Genomic DNA, 14,538 nt, shown 5'->3' with positions numbered 1-14,538 from the left:
CTAACTGTTTTTATTGATTTAATTTAAAAAATCACAAATCAAACCAATGAAAGCTTCCGGATTTCCGGACAGGCACAGGCTCAAATCACCTTCGATGCCCGGCAGTGCGGCCTTTCCAGACGTGTCCGGCTTTTCAGACAGCGTCCTGCGATCCGGACACATGCCCCCATCGACATCCATCTTCAGCGGCAGCTCGTATCATCGGGGTAATCGGCAAGCCTTAAGGAGGCAGGGGGTGATCGTTCGTAATGTCAGGTATATCAGTGCCATCATGGCTATGTCCGCCCTGTTCCTGACAGGTTGCGCCAGCCACCAGCCAACGCCATCACACTCCGTTACCCTGCCGGAAACCGGGTTCACCGTTCACTCCTCACTCCGATATTCGCCGGATACCTGGCCAGAGCCACTGTACGCCGATCTCTACGTGCCTGAGCGCGCGGATCCTGCCCCGGTGGTTCTGATGGTTCATGGTGGTGGTTGGGAGCGTCGCTCCCGGAGTGATATGACCTGGGTGGCGGAGTCCCTCGCCAGCCAGGGATTTGCCGTGCTGAACGTGGATTACCGGTTTGCCCCGGACTTCACGTTTCCGGCGCAGCTGCACGACCTGCAGATCGCCCGCCACTGGCTGAACCGGAATGCCGGCCGCTATGGCCTGGACACCTCCCGGGTCACTGGCTTCGGCTTCTCCTCAGGCGCTCACCTGGTGGCCCTGCTGGCCACCGTGGCCGGCACAGACAGTGACCTGAACAGGCCCCATGGCGGCCCGGAAACAGCTCTACAGGCTGCGGTGGCCGGCGGGCTTCCAGCGGACTTGCCCGCCTTTGGCTCTGGCCGGCTATTGCGCCAGCTTCTGGGGGCTGAATTGGAGGAGCAACCCGATCGATACCAACGGGCGTCTCCGGTTACCCATGTGAGTGCATCAACGCCACCGTTTTTCCTGTTTCACGGCACTATGGATATGCTGGTTCCGTTCAGTCAGGCCGAGCGCTTTGCCGAGGCTCTGGATGCCCAGGGGGTGTACCACGAGATCTACCGGATGCGCCTGCGGGGCCATGTCACCAGCTTTCTGACCGCCGGCAATGCGGTCGATCAAGCGGCCCGATTCCTGGCTCGCCAGGGTGCGGGGCCGCAATCAGCCCAGGCGAATGAACGGTAACAGGCTCAACCCGAGAATAACGGCAATGGCGATGAGCGCCGCCAGAAAAGTGACTGGCCGGCTTCGGAACTGATACCAGAGCCCGGTTTCACCGCGCTGGCAACGGGCCAGGTATTCTTCGCGCTGGGCCTGCAGGCGGCGTGCCTGGTAGTCATCCAACAGCGCCCGGGCGCGCTCGGCCTCGGCATCATCATGCACCCAGAAGCCGCCCATGCTGATGCCCCAGCGGCTGGGTGGTGTTTCGTAGTAGCGTACCTCGTGCTCTTCGAACAGGGCGCGGATATCGTCGGCCTCGTCGTCGGGTACGTTACGCAGATTCATCAGGTGGTGGGGCATAGGGCGTTCCGGCTGGCTTAACGGGCGTTGTTGGCTATATCCTAGCAGGAAAGCATAACCGACCGAATGCAACAGGATTCTGCATGAGCCACCACCCCCTTCGTCTGCTGCTGGAGTTTGATGACCGCATCCAGCGCGACAGGGAGCAAGCCCCCGCCTTTCTGCACCGCCGGGACCGGCGTTTTGCACTGGACTGCGAACAGCAGGGCATTCGCCCCGACGCAGCGGCCTGGCTGGCACACATGCAGCGACTCAGCGGCCCGGGCAGTGCAAGCCTGGCGAACCACAAGCTCGAGTTGCAGTGGCAACGGATCCAGCGTGGTTTTATCGCAGCCGGCGCGCTGTTCGGGGTGATTACCATGGCCGGCCTGCTGTTCTACGATGGCGGCCAGCGCATCAATATCACCGTGTTCCTGGCCTTTGTGCTGCTGCAGCTGTTGCTGGCTGCCGCAACCACCGTCCAGGCGGTTGCCGGCTGGCAGCCCTGGGGTTGGTTGCAACGGCGGTTGCAGCCGCAACTGCCGGGGCAAGCCCTGGCACAATTGCAACCGCTGTTGATGGCCCGTGCCGCCCACGCCGGCGGCACCGCGTTCGCCACCACAGGGCTACTGACCCTGCTGGTGTTGCTTGTTATTCAAGACCTGGCCTTTGGCTGGAGCACCACACTGGACACAGCCGCCGGCGGGTATCATACATTGGTGCAGGCGCTTGCCACGCCCTGGGGCTGGCTGTGGCCAGCGGCTGTGCCGTCCCAGGAACTGGTCGAAGCCACGCGATTTTTCCGGGCGGCTCCGGATAGCCCCGGCACAGCCCCGGCACAATGGGGCCAATGGTGGCCATTTGTCGTCATGCTGTGGCTAACCTGGGTGCTGGTGCCCCGCCTGGTGCTTCTGGCTTTCAGCCACTGGCAGATCACCCACAAGGCCGGCCAACTTCTGCAACAGCATCCCGGCATGCAAGCGCTGGCCTGGCGCATGGAAACCCCGACTCTGGACACCGGCAACCAGCACAACGACGCCGACGACCTCCCCGACACAACCACCCGGGCCCGGACCGTCGAACTGGCAGACACGGACCATATCGTCTGTTGGGCCGGTGCCGGTGAACCGGAGTTGCCCCAGCAACTACTTGGTAACCAGACCCAGATCCTCAAGGCTGGAGGACGCGCCTCCCTGGAAGACGATGACCGGGTACTGGCAACCCTGGCGCAGGCCCTGGCAGAGAGCCCAGAACCCAGCGTTATGGTGGTTACCCGCAGTTGGGAACCACCCACCGGTGAGCTACACGACTTCCTGGACCATGCCCGGGAGCAGTGGCCAGGGAATACCCGTGTACTGGTGCTACCGCTGGCCTCCGACGCCAACCTGGCACCAGCCGACTACTTGATCCAACCCTGGCTACGATTTACCGAGCGCCTACCGGCGGGCTTTGCCCGGGTCACCGTGCTGCCGTCCGTGCCGGATAACCCCTACCAGACCGGAACCGAACGCCCATGAGCCAGCAGCCGGTTTTCGCGGTGGTCGGCCACCCCAACAAAGGCAAGTCCAGTGTGGTGGCCACCCTGTCACAGAACGACGCCATCGCCATCGCCCTGGAACCGGGCACCACCCGGGCCCGACAAGCCTACCCGCTCAGTGTTGATGGCCAACAGCTGTACACCTTGGTCGACACGCCCGGCTTCCAGCGGCCCCGGCGAGTACTGCAGTGGTTGGAAGCCCACAGCCTGTCGGCCTCCGACCACCCGGAAACCGTCCGGGCGTTCGTGATTCAGCACCAGGCTGATGACCGCTATGTGGACGAATGCGAATTGCTGGCGCCTATTATCGAAGGCGCCGGGATCATTTACGTAGTGGATGGCTCCGTACCCTACAGTGCAGAGCACGAGGCGGAAATGACCATCCTGCGTTGGACCGGCCGGCCAAGCCTGGCCCTGATCAACAGCATCGGTGATGACGACTACAGCGATACCTGGCAGGCGGCACTTGGCCAGTTCTTTCAGGTTGTTCGCAAGTTCGACGCCGTTCGCGCCCCGTTCACGCAACATCTCAGCCTGCTCAAAGCCTTCGGCCAGCTTGAACCGGACTGGGAGCAGACCCTCGCCCGGGCCACCGACCTGCTGGCCCAGCAGCGACAACAGCGCCGCCACCAGGCCGCCGGCCTTATCGCGCGGGCCCTGGAAGACATGATGGCCTATCAGGAAAAGCGCACACTCACCCTGGATCAGGTGGCCAGCATCAGTGATGCTTCCCTGGCTGAAACCCTGCGGGACCGCTGGTATCGGCATCAGCGTCAGCGCGAACAGACCCTGCGGGTGAACATTGAACATCTGTACCAGCATCAACGCATCCAACGCCAGGAGGCAGAGCTGGAATGGGCCAACCAGCACGACCTGTTCTCTGAAGACACCCGGAAACACTGGGCGGTCAGCAAGAAGTATCTGGCCGGCGCCGGCTTTGGTGCGGGTGCGGTCGGGGGTGCCGGCATTGACGCCGCGACCTTCGGCACATCCCTGGGCACCGGAGCCCTGGTGGGTGGGCTGATCGGTGCCGCTGGCAGCTACTTTTACGGTGACCGGCTGCTGCTCCCGGCACTGAACATCGGCCCCCTGAAAGACGGTTTGAAAAGCGCCACCTTCGGCCCCGTACAGGACAGCCAGTTCGGCTATGTTGTATTGGGCCGGGCGGTGGATCACTGGTGGCACATCAGCCACCGAAACCACGCCGGCCGGGACCTGCTGGAGCTGGAACCGGCCGATCAGCACTGGCTAGAACGGCTCGATAAACACAGTCGCCGGGAGATCCAGAAAGCCTTCGACCGGTGTCGCAAGCAGAAATCTCTCAGCCACCAGCAACGGCAGAATCTGGCAACCGCCATTGAGCATGCCATGACGGTTTACGACGATTGGCGGTTGAATCGGCCTTAACCGGCATGTTTATACTGTACGGCTATTCCATCACACAATGAGGAATGCGAATGAAAATTGTACGAGTGCAAGACATCATCGGTACCGAGCGCGAAGTCACCGGCCCGGGCTGGACCAGCCGCCGCATGTTGCTGAAAAAAGACGGCATGGGCTTCTCCTTCCACGAAACCATTATTCCCGCCGGTGCCGAGCTGAACCTCTGGTACAAGCATCACCTGGAAGCGGTTTACTGCGTTGCCGGTAACGGCAAAATCCTGGATAAGGCCACCGGCGAAACCCACGAGATCACCGACGGCACCCTGTATGCACTCGACAAGCACGACCAGCATACCCTGTACGGTGGCACCGAAGATATGCGCCTGATCTGTGCCTTCAACCCTCCGGTCACCGGCCGCGAAGTACACGACAAAGACGGCGCCTACCTGCCCGACACCAGCGAAGACTGAACCCGCTGGTCGTGACAACCCCTTCGGCAACAACTGCACCGCCATCGCCAGCCAGGCTGCTGCCGGTGGCGGTGCTGCTTTGGCTGGCCGGCGTTTACCTGAGAATTCCGGTACTGGTGGCACCGCCGCTGGCGCCATTTATTTCAGATGAACTGGCGCTTACGCAGGCACTGACCGGCGCCCTCACCACTTTACCCATCCTGATGCTGGCCATTGGCGCTATGCCTGGCTCCCTGGCCATTTCCCGCATCGGCCCCAGGAATACCCTGGCCCTGGCCATGGTGATCATGGTGATCGGCTCGGCGGGCCGCGGCCTGGTGCCAGACACCTTCACCCTGATGGTCGCCAGCGCGGTTATGGGGCTCGGCGTCGCCATGATGCAACCGGCATTACCGGCTTTGCTGCCACGCTGGCTGGCGCCCCATCACCTGGCCCTTGGCTCTGCTATCTACATGAACGGCATGTTGATGGGCGAATTCATTGGTGCCGGCATCACATTACCGGTGCTCATGCCATTGCTGGATAACAGCTGGCGCGCCACGTTACTGGCGTGGTCGTTACCCGCACTTCTGGTTGCCGCAGCCCTGTTTCTGCCCAAGCGGGACCTGGCCCGGCCGGTGCGCCGCGGCGCCTGGCTGCCAGACTGGAAAAACCCGCTGACCCTGCGTATTGGCCTGCTGTTGGGCTTGTCCGGCTCCATGTTTTTTGGCCTTAACGCCTACATGGGGAACCTGCTGGAACAGCAGGGGCATTTTGAGAAGCTGGCCGACGCGCTTTTCTGGTATAACTTTGCGCAAGTGGTGGCCTCGCTGCTGATGCTCAAAATGGCCCGATTCTGGGTAGGTAAGCGCAGCATGATTATCTTGATGGCGGTGCTCAGTATTGTCGGCACCAGCGGCACCATTGTCCTTGAGGGGTGGCCAGCCATATTCAGCGCCACCCTGATGAGTTTTGTTGCCGGTATCCTGCTGATTCTGCTGGTTGCGCTGCCACCACTGCTGGTACGCTCGGAGGAAACCGGTAGGCTGTCGGCCGGCACGTTTCTGGTGGGCTATACCCTGGCCTTTTCGGTGCCCATGATCGGCGGTCTGATTGCCGACTGGAGCGGGGATATTCGCCACGCCATCATGGTGATGGTGGGGTACAGCCTGCTGGTGTTACCCATAGCCTTTACCCTGGATCTGCGCCGTCGACCGGCCTGAGTATCATCTGTCAGCCAATAAACATCGTATGGAAGCCGTTAACCCCCATGCTCAAGCAAGGACTCTGTGTTGAAACTGGCCACCCTGATTAACCAGCTCGCGGATGAAGACACCAGTGCTCTGAAAACACTCAGCCTGGTGGTGGACTGGATTCGCCCGCAACGGGGCGAAACCGTGCACAACGCCGTTGACCGCATGAAGCAACTGGAAGGTGCCCTGACCGAGAACCTGGACGTACATCTGGCAGTGTCTGGCCGGCTGCAGGAATGGCTCGACCAGGCCCAGTTTTTCCAGTTGTTGTCTGGCCTGGGGCTCTATTCCCGCCGGGGCTTCCTGAAAGAGATTGGCGAGCGCCTGTACGAGCGGATCAACCCGGCCCCAAAAGACCGCAACAACGTCAAGAACGTGCTGTTTGTCGTGTTCCACCGCAAAGACGACGCCGAATGGATTCACCGGATCCCCGATGAGGCTCTGATCCGCCTGTTGACCACCCTGTGGCACTTTTCGCCCTCGGCTCTGGAACGCACCCGGAACCGCATATACAGCCAGATGCTCAACGCCCTGGAGATGATGTCCATCTGGGTTGCCGCCGAGGAACTCGAACCCAACATACTGAGATTGAACCCGAAGATCATCGACCGGGAATCCGCCTTCGTGGCCCTTCAGCGGGAAATTGCCGCGCTGGTGCAGTCCTGGGGGCATGCCCTGCAGGAAAAGGAATCCGTTGAGCTGGACGATGCCCACGCGCGGGTACTGATTGAACAGTGCCGCGAAGAAATTGACCGGCTGCAGCGCAAGTCTGTCACCGCCGGCTCCACCATGGCGCTAACCCACCTGCTGGAGCGGCTGCACCAGACCCTGGACCGGATTGAACACCTGCTGGATATTCTGGACCCGGCAGACCCGGTGAAGCGACTTAACCGATCCGTGGAACTGTTCAAGACCCTGGTCCAGGCCAGCGCTGAACGCCACGGCGTCAGAGCCCTCTGGCGCGCCAATCTCCGACTGATGTCCCGCAGCGTCACCGAGAACGCCAGCGACCACGGCGAACACTACATCGCCGGCAGCCGTAAAGAATACCTGGCCATGCTGGCCTCCGGTGCCGGGGGCGGGTTTATCATCGCCTTCATGGCACTGATCAAGATCCAGATACTGCAGCTGGACCTGACCCGGGGCTGGGAAACCCTCTGGGTCAGCCTGAATTACGGCATCGGCTTCATGATCATCCACATGCTGCACTGCACCGTGGCCACCAAACAGCCTGCCATGACCGCCGCCAGCATCGCCGAAAAAGTCGAGCAGGGCGAACAGGGCCGGGCCAACGCCCGGAAACTGGCGGAACTACTGGTCCGGGTTGGCCGCACCCAGTTCGTCGCCATCATGGGCAACGTCGCCGTCGCCCTGTCTGTGGCTTTCGCGGTTGGCTCGTTATACAGCCATGTACAAGGCGTTCCGCTGATCAGTACCGAACGCTACGACTACATGCTCACCGGCATTCACCCCTGGCAAAGCCTGGCATTGATGTACGCCGCCATCGCCGGTGTCTGGCTGTTCTTCTCAGGCCTGGTGGCCGGCTACTTCGACAACCGCGCCGCCTACCTGAACCTGGCCGAACGCCTGGAACAACACCCCCTGCTGCGCCCACTGATGCCCCCGGAAACCCGCGCCCGCTTCGGCGCCTACGTGGCTGAACACTACGGTGCCCTGATGAGCAACTTCGTGTTCGGCGTACTGCTCGGCGTCACCGGCTACATCGGCTACCTGCTGGCCCTGCCCATCGACATCCGCCACGTCGCCTTCTCCTCCGCCGACGTCGGCTACGCCATGTCCGTGTTCATCCCCGGCGCCAGCGACTTCGCCCTGTTCACCCTGTTCGCCCTGCTGATCGGCGGCGTCAACCTCATCGTCAGCTTCACCCTGGCCCTGAACGTTGCCCTGAGAGCCAGAAACACCCGGATATCCAGCTTCCCGAAACTGATCAAAGCATGGTTCCAGGTGGTCGCTGAAAACCCCATGGCGCTGATTTACCCGCCAAGAGATCCGCTACCGGAACCAGACGACCTCAAAGCGGCCCAACCCGACAGCCCGCAAACCAAGGCCGAAAACAAAGAACAGCGCCAAAAAGCCCTGCAGAAATAAAAAAGGGCCGCCAAAGCGACCCGGAAAGTTTTTCAGAAGCGCCACCCCAAGCCAGCAGGCCGTGGGGTGGGAGATAATTTTCCGCCGGGAAAAAGATGTCTGAGCGCAGCGAGTTATTTTTCCCAGAGGAAAATTATCTCCCACCCTGCGGCCAGACTCCCAAACTCAGATGTAGTAGTCCTTCAACGGAGGAAAGCCATTAAACTCCACCGCACTGTAGGTGGTGGTATAGGCCCCGGTCGACAACCAATACATCCGGTCACCAATCGCCAGATTCAGCGGCAACGGGTACTTGTGGTGCTCATACATGATATCGGCACTGTCACAAGTCGGCCCCGCAATCACACAGTCCTCGCCTTCACCGGTCTTCTCGGTCCAGATCGGAAACTTGATCGACTCATCCAGCGTCTCAATCAGCCCCGAGAACTTACCCACATCGGTAAACACCCATCGGTGCAACGCGGTACGGGACTTCCGGGAAATCAGCACCACCTCACTCACCAGCACACCGGCGTTGGAAATCAGCGAACGGCCCGGCTCAATAATGATCTCCGGCAGATCGTCACCAAAATCTTCCCGCAGGAAACGGGCAATTTCCTCCGCATACACCGCCAACTCATTGGTGCGGGTAATGTAGTTGGCCGGAAAACCACCGCCCATGTTGATCATTTTCAGCTCAATGCCGTCTTCTTCCTTCAGACGCTCGAAAATCACCTTCACCTTATTCAGGGCCGCGTCCCAGGCGCCGATTTCCCGCTGCTGGGAACCCACGTGGAACGACACGCCGTAAGGCACCAGGCCCAGATCGCGGGCCAGAATCAGCAGGTCCATGGCCATATCCGTCTGGCAACCAAACTTGCGAGACAGCGGCCAGTCTGCGGTCAGGGTGCCTTCGGTCAGGATGCGCACATACACCTTCGAGCCCGGCGCCGCTTTCGCGATGTTGCGCAGATCAGCCTCGGAGTCGGTGGCAAACAACCGCACGCCCTTCTCATAGAAGGTGCGAATGTCCTTCGCCTTCTTGATGGTGTTGCCGTAGCTGATGCGATCACCGGTCACACCCAGGCCCATCACCTTGTCCAGCTCATACACCGATGCGATATCGAAACAGGCACCCTTGTCCCGCAGCATGGTCAGAATCTGCGGCGCCGGGTTGGCTTTAACCGCATAGTAAACCTTGGCGTACGGGAACCCTTCCACCAGCTCCTCGTACTGACGGTCAATGGTCTGGGTATCGATGACCACAAACGGGGTTTCCTTGCCGTCGGCAAAGTCCTTGATCCGCTTGAAGGTCTCGGCGCTGTAATAATCGGCGATGTCAGCGTTGGGGTTCAGATTCATGGGTGGTGTGTCCCTCCACAGGGTAAACGGGCATAAAAAAAGGGTAGCACAGCCTCGCCGTGTTACCCGTGAATAGTCGCGATCATCAGGCTTTTTTCTGACCACCGCAAATGCGCATATATACCCATAAATCCGGCAACGGAAGCCGGACCTCTGGCACAGCATTCTGTATCACACCGCCACCGGCCAAAGCGGCGTCGGCTCTGTCGGCCCGTCCGGATCCTGGGGGCAGCTCTGCCTGTTCAGGTAATCCAGAATGGCCTCTTTCAAATCACTGCCCTGACCCAGCCCCTGGTTACCGAACAGCCGATTAAACTCAAGCACATACGGGTAGCCATCGACCAGCGCTATATCGAAACCGGCGTGGTCCACACCCAGCTCCCTGGCCAGCCGCAAAGCCAGCCCGGTGACCACCTCCGGTACCGGGCTGGTATCAATTTTCCCACCCCGGGCCACGTTGTTGTAGAAGCCCTGTTCCGCCTGGGTTCGCCAATAGGCCGTCAGCACCCGGTCACCCACCACCACAACCCGCACATCACGGTCGATCGGCAGGTATTCCTGGGCATAAAGCACGTGGGTACGTTCGCAGTACCGGCGCCAGTCGTCACGATTTTCGATCAGCCACACCCCTTCACCCATACTGGCCTTGGGCAGTTTTGCCACAAAGGGCAGGGCCATGGTGTCCCAAATCAGATCCCGCTCCTGGGGGCCGTTGGCTTCGATCAGCGTCCACGGGGTGTGTTCCGGTGCTACGGTCTGGAACGCACGGGTCATCTCCACCTTGTCGTGACCAATGCGATAGCTGGCCTCGCTTGGAAACACGCGGCACTTGAGACCGTGGACCAGGGCATTCAACTGCCAGTATTCCGGGAACAGCACCCAGTCGGCATCTCGCAGCAGGTCCTTGTGTCTAAGAAACTGCTCCGGCTTGAGTACTGTGGTGTCAGGAAAGCCAAGGGTACGGAAGATATCAAAGGAAACCAGGTGCATGGTGTCAGCGGCACTCCAGATAGGTTGCGCGCATTTTATACAGAATCCGGTTCCGGACAAGCTACCTCAGGAAAAATAATTGACCGGCGTCATGGACAGAGAGAATATAAATGATAATACTTTTCATTCACTCGAAAGGAGCTACCTATGACCAAGAAACTGATGTTTGCCACTCTCACCTGCGCCGCCTTCGCATTCAGCGCCAACGCCCACGCCAGTGACGTCGAACACTTCAAGGGCAAGCCCTCTGACACCCTGGAACAGGCGGTTAGCAACTTCTCGGAATACAACAACAAGTTGGAAAAGGTATTGGCCGGAGACATGACCCCCGAGGCCATGAACGAAGTCCACGAACTGACCTATACCCTGGAAAACGCCCTGGGCAAGATCAGTGAAGAACTGCGCGAACTGGCGGATGTGCTGGAAGAAGTTCACGTTGCCTCCGAGCACGCCGATGGCAACGCTGTTAAAAAGCACGGGCAGAAGTACCTTGAAGTCAGTCGGGAAGTGATCAAATAACAGATTGCTGTTCCGGTTCTCCATCGCTGCTAACCTGAAGGCTACTCACTCGGTGAATAAAGGTTGGTGGCGATGGCCGTCCTTGATCCGCAAGCGCAGGCGCTGTTACGGGAAGTTGAGCAGGACACCCACTCGGGCGCCAGCCAACTGGCACTGACGACGCTACGCCAGCTGCACCGCTACGTCTCTCAACAACCGGCGGCAATACGCCTGGAGCCGTTGCTGGCTGCCCTGGCCAAGGCCCGGCCGAGCATGGTGGTGATTGGCAACAGTATCGCCCGCCTACAACGAACACTGGCTCGGAATCCTCAGTCGGCCGAAGAGGCCGTTCAGGCATTAATCATTGAACTCGAGTCAGCCACCAGCCAATTGATCACGCACGCCCGTGGGCTTGTACAACACGGCAACACCATCCTGACCCACAGCGCCAGCTCAGTGGTGCTGCAGTGTCTGACCCAACTGGCCCGGGATGGTGTGGAGTTTTCGGTGATCTGCACCCAAAGCAGCCCCGGTTTCGAGGGCCACGGCCTGGCCTCAGCGCTGGCCCGCCAGGGGGTTCCGGTCACCCTGATTACCGATGCCCAGGCCGGCCTGTTTATGCCGAGAGCAGACCTTGTGTTCACCGGCTGCGACTGCTGGCTGGCAGATCATCACTTTATCAATAAGAGTGGCACGCTGCTTGTAGCCCTGGCCGCACGGCATGCGGGAACGCCGTTCTGGGTATTGGCGGACACTTTCCGGGACAGCCCGGCAACCGTCGAAACCATCGATCTCGAAGAAATGCCCGCGGATGAACTGCAAGGCCCCGGAGAGAGTGGCATAACCGTTCGCAATATCTACTTCGAACCCGTACCTGACAACCTGGTGACCGGGCGGGTCAGCGAGCGGGGCGTTTTTTCGTTCCCTGCTGAGCCTGGGCGGTGAGTGGGTCATCCGGCCAGGGGTGTTTGGGATAGCGGCCACGCATGTCCTTGCGCACCTCCGGATAGGCGTTCTGCCAGAAACTGGCCAGGTCAGCAGTGACCGCTAAAGGCCGCTGGGCCGGTGACAAAAGATGAATCACCACCGGTACCCGACCACCAGCCACTGTCGGCGTTTCCGTCCAGCCAAACAACGCCTGCAACTTGGCCGCCAGCACCGGGCCGTTGTCGGCGCTGTAATCCAGGGTGACGTTCTGTCCGGTGGGAATGATCAGAGATCTGGGCGCGAGTTCGTCCAGTTGCTGCTGTTGCGGGTAGTCCAGCAGGGCATGCAGGGCCTGAACCAGGTTGATGCCCGCCAGGTCAGACCAGCGCTTCATACCAGCCATAAACGGCGCTAACCAGGTCTCCAGAGTGTCCAGCAAGAACTGGTCGCTGACCTCTGGCCAGTCGCCGGGGAATTTCTCCGCCAGCAATCGCACCCGGGCAACCCACTGGCGGGCCGTATCACTCCAGGGCAGGCTGTCCAGACCTTTACGGCGCACCGCGTCCAGCAGGCCCTGCTGAACCAGTTCGGGGGCAACCTGATTCAGCGGCTTCTCCGCCAGCACCAGTGCCCCGAGCTTACGGACCCGGCGAGCGACGACGGTGCCGCGTTTGTCGTCCCACAGGGCTTCCTCACGTTCTTCGATATGGTTAGCCAGGTCCTGTTCAAGGTCCGTGAGATCGACCGGTGCCGCCAGATAAATCGTCGCTTCCCGGGCCTTACCATCCAGATCCGCCGTCACCAGCCAGTCCTGCCTGGCCAGGGGATCGTCCTCCCGCAACACCGCACCCTTGCCGTTACTCAACTGATACCGGGGCATGGCCCCTGAGCGGCGGCGGGCAATACGGTCCGGATAGGCCTGGGCCAACACCCGCCCAACGTCGGTTTCCGAGGGTAAATCCTGTGCCAGCTGGCCACGGCACAGTCGTTTTGCCGCCTGCCGAACCGCCTGCAACCGTGCGGTGTCCAGGCCGCGATGACCGCGTTCGCCCCGCAGCACCCGAATCCGTTCATGCAGATCCGCGCCAGAGCCTGGCCCGAGCAAATCCCGCTCCTCCAACAGCGCGGCCAGCTCGGCCGCCAGCTGGCCCAGCCCCAGGGTAAGGCCTTTGATCACCATATGGGCCAGGCGAGGGTGGAGGCCCAGCTCCCGGGCCGCCTTGCCGTGGTCTGTGATGGCTCCCTCGGCATCCAGCAGATCCAGCCACTGCAACAACTCCACCGCCTGCTGCCAGTGCGCCTTCGGCGGGGCATCAATCCAACCCACCTGCTCCGGGGAACGGGCCCCCCACTGGGCCAATTCCAGCACCAGCGGCGCCAGGTCGGCTTCCTGGATTTCCGGCGGCGTGTAGTCCGCCAACCCGAACTGCTCCGACTCACTCCACAGCCGGTAACACACACCCGGCTCAACCCGACCGGCCCGGCCCTTGCGCTGCTCGGCAGACGCCTTTGATACCCGCCCGGTCACAAGGCGTGTCATACCGCTGTTGGGATCAAACACCGCACGGCGCTGCTGACCGGCATCAATCACCACCCGCACGCCTTCGATGGTCAGACTGGTCTCGGCGATCGCCGTGGCCAGCACAATCTTGCGGGTACCCTCCGGCGCCGGCGAAATCGCCCGGTCCTGTTCTTCGGCTTTGAGGTTGCCGTACAAGGGGGCCAGCACCACGTTACCCGGCAATTGCCCCGCCAGCTGCTGCGCCACCCGCCGAATCTCCCCTGCTCCGGGCAGGAACACCAGCAGGGAACCGGTCTGATCCCGCAGGGCCTCCTGAATCACAGCCACCACTTGGTCCACTATCCGGACATTACGGGGCAAAGGGCGGTAAAACACCTCCACCGGAAACGCCCGCCCCTCGCTGGTGATCACCGGCACATCCCCCAGCACCCGGGCAATAGGCGCAGTATCCAGGGTGGCCGACATCACCAGCAACCGCAGATCCTCCCGCAGGGCCTGCTGGCTTTCCCGCACCAGGGCCAATCCCAGATCGGCTTGCAACGACCGCTCATGAAACTCATCAAACAGCACAGCGGCATAGTCTTCCAGCATCGGGTCGTTCTGAATCAGGCGCGTCAGAATGCCCTCGGTCACCACCTCAATCCTGGTGCTGCCTGACACCTTGGTATCCAGGCGAGTCCGATACCCCACCGTCTGCCCCGGCGCTTCCCCCAACTGCTTCGCCATATACCGGGCCGCCGACCTGGCCGCCAGCCGCCTGGGCTCCAACATCAGGATCTTCCGGTTATCCCGCCAAGGGGCATCCAACAGAGCCAGCGGAACCCTTGTCGTTTTACCCGCGCCCGGGGGTGCCTGGAGCAACGCTGTGGTGCTCTTGTTCAGGGTTTGTTTTAGCTCTGGGAGTATGTGTTCTATTGGGAGCATCGGTTTTGGCTGGGTTCTCGTTGGGTTTAGCCCGGGAGTTTTGGGGGTGGCGCGGGGGTGTTTAGGTTTTTTTGGCCGAAAAAGAACTCGCTTCGCTCAGACACCTTTATTCGGTCAAAAAAACCTAAACACCC

12 protein-coding genes are annotated in these 14,538 nt (G+C 60.9%); 8 read left to right on the top strand and 4 right to left on the bottom strand.

Going from position 1 to position 14,538, the window contains the following annotated elements:
* The first annotated feature begins 235 nt into the window (after window positions 1-235).
* Window positions 236-1,156 (top strand): alpha/beta hydrolase, encoded by a 921-nt coding sequence (locus tag FIV08_RS00385; protein WP_228715460.1) that lies wholly within the window; start codon window positions 236-238, stop codon window positions 1,154-1,156.
* On the opposite strand, the gene FIV08_RS00380 is transcribed toward FIV08_RS00385, so the two are convergent.
* Window positions 1,133-1,492 (bottom strand): DUF6164 family protein, encoded by a 360-nt coding sequence (locus FIV08_RS00380; protein WP_152436976.1) that lies wholly within the window; start codon window positions 1,490-1,492, stop codon window positions 1,133-1,135. The two genes, FIV08_RS00385 and FIV08_RS00380, sit on opposite strands and share 24 nt — an antisense overlap.
* An 83-nt stretch (window positions 1,493-1,575) precedes the next feature.
* On the opposite strand from FIV08_RS00380, the gene FIV08_RS00375 reads away from it, so the two are divergent.
* From FIV08_RS00375 to FIV08_RS00355, 5 genes are all read left to right on the top strand, one after another.
* Window positions 1,576-2,988: a DUF2868 domain-containing protein gene (locus FIV08_RS00375; RefSeq protein ID WP_152436975.1), complete on the top strand. Its 1,413-nt coding sequence runs from the start codon at window positions 1,576-1,578 to the stop codon at window positions 2,986-2,988.
* Window positions 2,985-4,415 (top strand): GTPase/DUF3482 domain-containing protein, encoded by a 1,431-nt coding sequence (locus tag FIV08_RS00370; protein ID WP_152436974.1) that lies wholly within the window; start codon window positions 2,985-2,987, stop codon window positions 4,413-4,415. The genes FIV08_RS00375 and FIV08_RS00370 overlap by 4 nt, the downstream gene beginning before the upstream one ends.
* A gap of 50 nt (window positions 4,416-4,465) precedes the next feature.
* Entirely contained in the window at window positions 4,466-4,861 is a 396-nt protein-coding gene (locus FIV08_RS00365) for an ectoine synthase (protein ID WP_152436973.1), read from the top strand.
* 11 nt (window positions 4,862-4,872) lie between these two features.
* Window positions 4,873-6,063 (top strand): CynX/NimT family MFS transporter, encoded by a 1,191-nt coding sequence (locus tag FIV08_RS00360; protein WP_152436972.1) that lies wholly within the window; start codon window positions 4,873-4,875, stop codon window positions 6,061-6,063.
* A 69-nt stretch (window positions 6,064-6,132) separates the two neighbouring features.
* Window positions 6,133-8,202: a site-specific recombinase gene (locus FIV08_RS00355; RefSeq protein ID WP_152436971.1), complete on the top strand. Its 2,070-nt coding sequence runs from the start codon at window positions 6,133-6,135 to the stop codon at window positions 8,200-8,202.
* Between the two features lie 165 nt (window positions 8,203-8,367).
* On the opposite strand, the gene FIV08_RS00350 is transcribed toward FIV08_RS00355, so the two are convergent.
* Together FIV08_RS00350 and FIV08_RS00345 are read right to left on the bottom strand one after the other, a co-directional pair.
* Window positions 8,368-9,543, bottom strand: coding sequence for a type III PLP-dependent enzyme (locus tag FIV08_RS00350; RefSeq protein ID WP_061331369.1), 1,176 nt, complete (start codon window positions 9,541-9,543; stop codon window positions 8,368-8,370).
* Between the two features lie 171 nt (window positions 9,544-9,714).
* Window positions 9,715-10,533 (bottom strand): ATP-grasp domain-containing protein, encoded by an 819-nt coding sequence (locus FIV08_RS00345; RefSeq protein ID WP_072675812.1) that lies wholly within the window; start codon window positions 10,531-10,533, stop codon window positions 9,715-9,717.
* Between the two features lie 147 nt (window positions 10,534-10,680).
* On the opposite strand from FIV08_RS00345, the gene FIV08_RS00340 reads away from it, so the two are divergent.
* Window positions 10,681-11,052: a DUF6746 family protein gene (locus FIV08_RS00340; protein WP_058091862.1), complete on the top strand. Its 372-nt coding sequence runs from the start codon at window positions 10,681-10,683 to the stop codon at window positions 11,050-11,052.
* A 72-nt stretch (window positions 11,053-11,124) separates the two neighbouring features.
* Window positions 11,125-11,976: a translation initiation factor eIF-2B gene (locus tag FIV08_RS00335; RefSeq protein WP_152436970.1), complete on the top strand. Its 852-nt coding sequence runs from the start codon at window positions 11,125-11,127 to the stop codon at window positions 11,974-11,976.
* Here FIV08_RS00335 and hrpB read toward each other — a convergent pair.
* The gene (gene hrpB, locus FIV08_RS00330; RefSeq protein WP_152436969.1) at window positions 11,930-14,404 is read right to left on the bottom strand and encodes an ATP-dependent helicase HrpB; all 2,475 of its coding nucleotides are present in this window, start codon (window positions 14,402-14,404) and stop codon (window positions 11,930-11,932) included. The genes FIV08_RS00335 and hrpB overlap by 47 nt on opposite strands.
* Window positions 14,405-14,538 lie beyond the last annotated feature (134 nt).

The sequence above is a fragment of the Marinobacter sp. THAF197a genome, from assembly GCF_009363275.1.
Taxonomy (GTDB): Bacteria; Pseudomonadota; Gammaproteobacteria; order Pseudomonadales; family Oleiphilaceae; genus Marinobacter.
This window is presented reverse-complemented; position numbering and strand designations above follow the sequence as displayed.

What these genes read in the sequence shown, in the direction of transcription:
- FIV08_RS00380 (WP_152436976.1), bottom strand. Translation starts at nt 1,492, where the DNA reads ATGCCCCACCACCTGATGAATCTGCGTAACGTACCCGACGACGAGGCC.
- FIV08_RS00375 (WP_152436975.1), top strand. Translation starts at nt 1,576, where the DNA reads ATGAGCCACCACCCCCTTCGTCTGCTGCTGGAGTTTGATGACCGCATC.
- FIV08_RS00370 (WP_152436974.1), top strand. Translation starts at nt 2,985, where the DNA reads ATGAGCCAGCAGCCGGTTTTCGCGGTGGTCGGCCACCCCAACAAAGGC.
- FIV08_RS00365 (WP_152436973.1), top strand. Translation starts at nt 4,466, where the DNA reads ATGAAAATTGTACGAGTGCAAGACATCATCGGTACCGAGCGCGAAGTC.
- FIV08_RS00350 (WP_061331369.1), bottom strand. Translation starts at nt 9,543, where the DNA reads ATGAATCTGAACCCCAACGCTGACATCGCCGATTATTACAGCGCCGAG.
- FIV08_RS00345 (WP_072675812.1), bottom strand. Translation starts at nt 10,533, where the DNA reads ATGCACCTGGTTTCCTTTGATATCTTCCGTACCCTTGGCTTTCCTGAC.
- FIV08_RS00340 (WP_058091862.1), top strand. Translation starts at nt 10,681, where the DNA reads ATGACCAAGAAACTGATGTTTGCCACTCTCACCTGCGCCGCCTTCGCA.
- FIV08_RS00335 (WP_152436970.1), top strand. Translation starts at nt 11,125, where the DNA reads ATGGCCGTCCTTGATCCGCAAGCGCAGGCGCTGTTACGGGAAGTTGAG.
- hrpB (WP_152436969.1), bottom strand. Translation starts at nt 14,404, where the DNA reads ATGCTCCCAATAGAACACATACTCCCAGAGCTAAAACAAACCCTGAAC.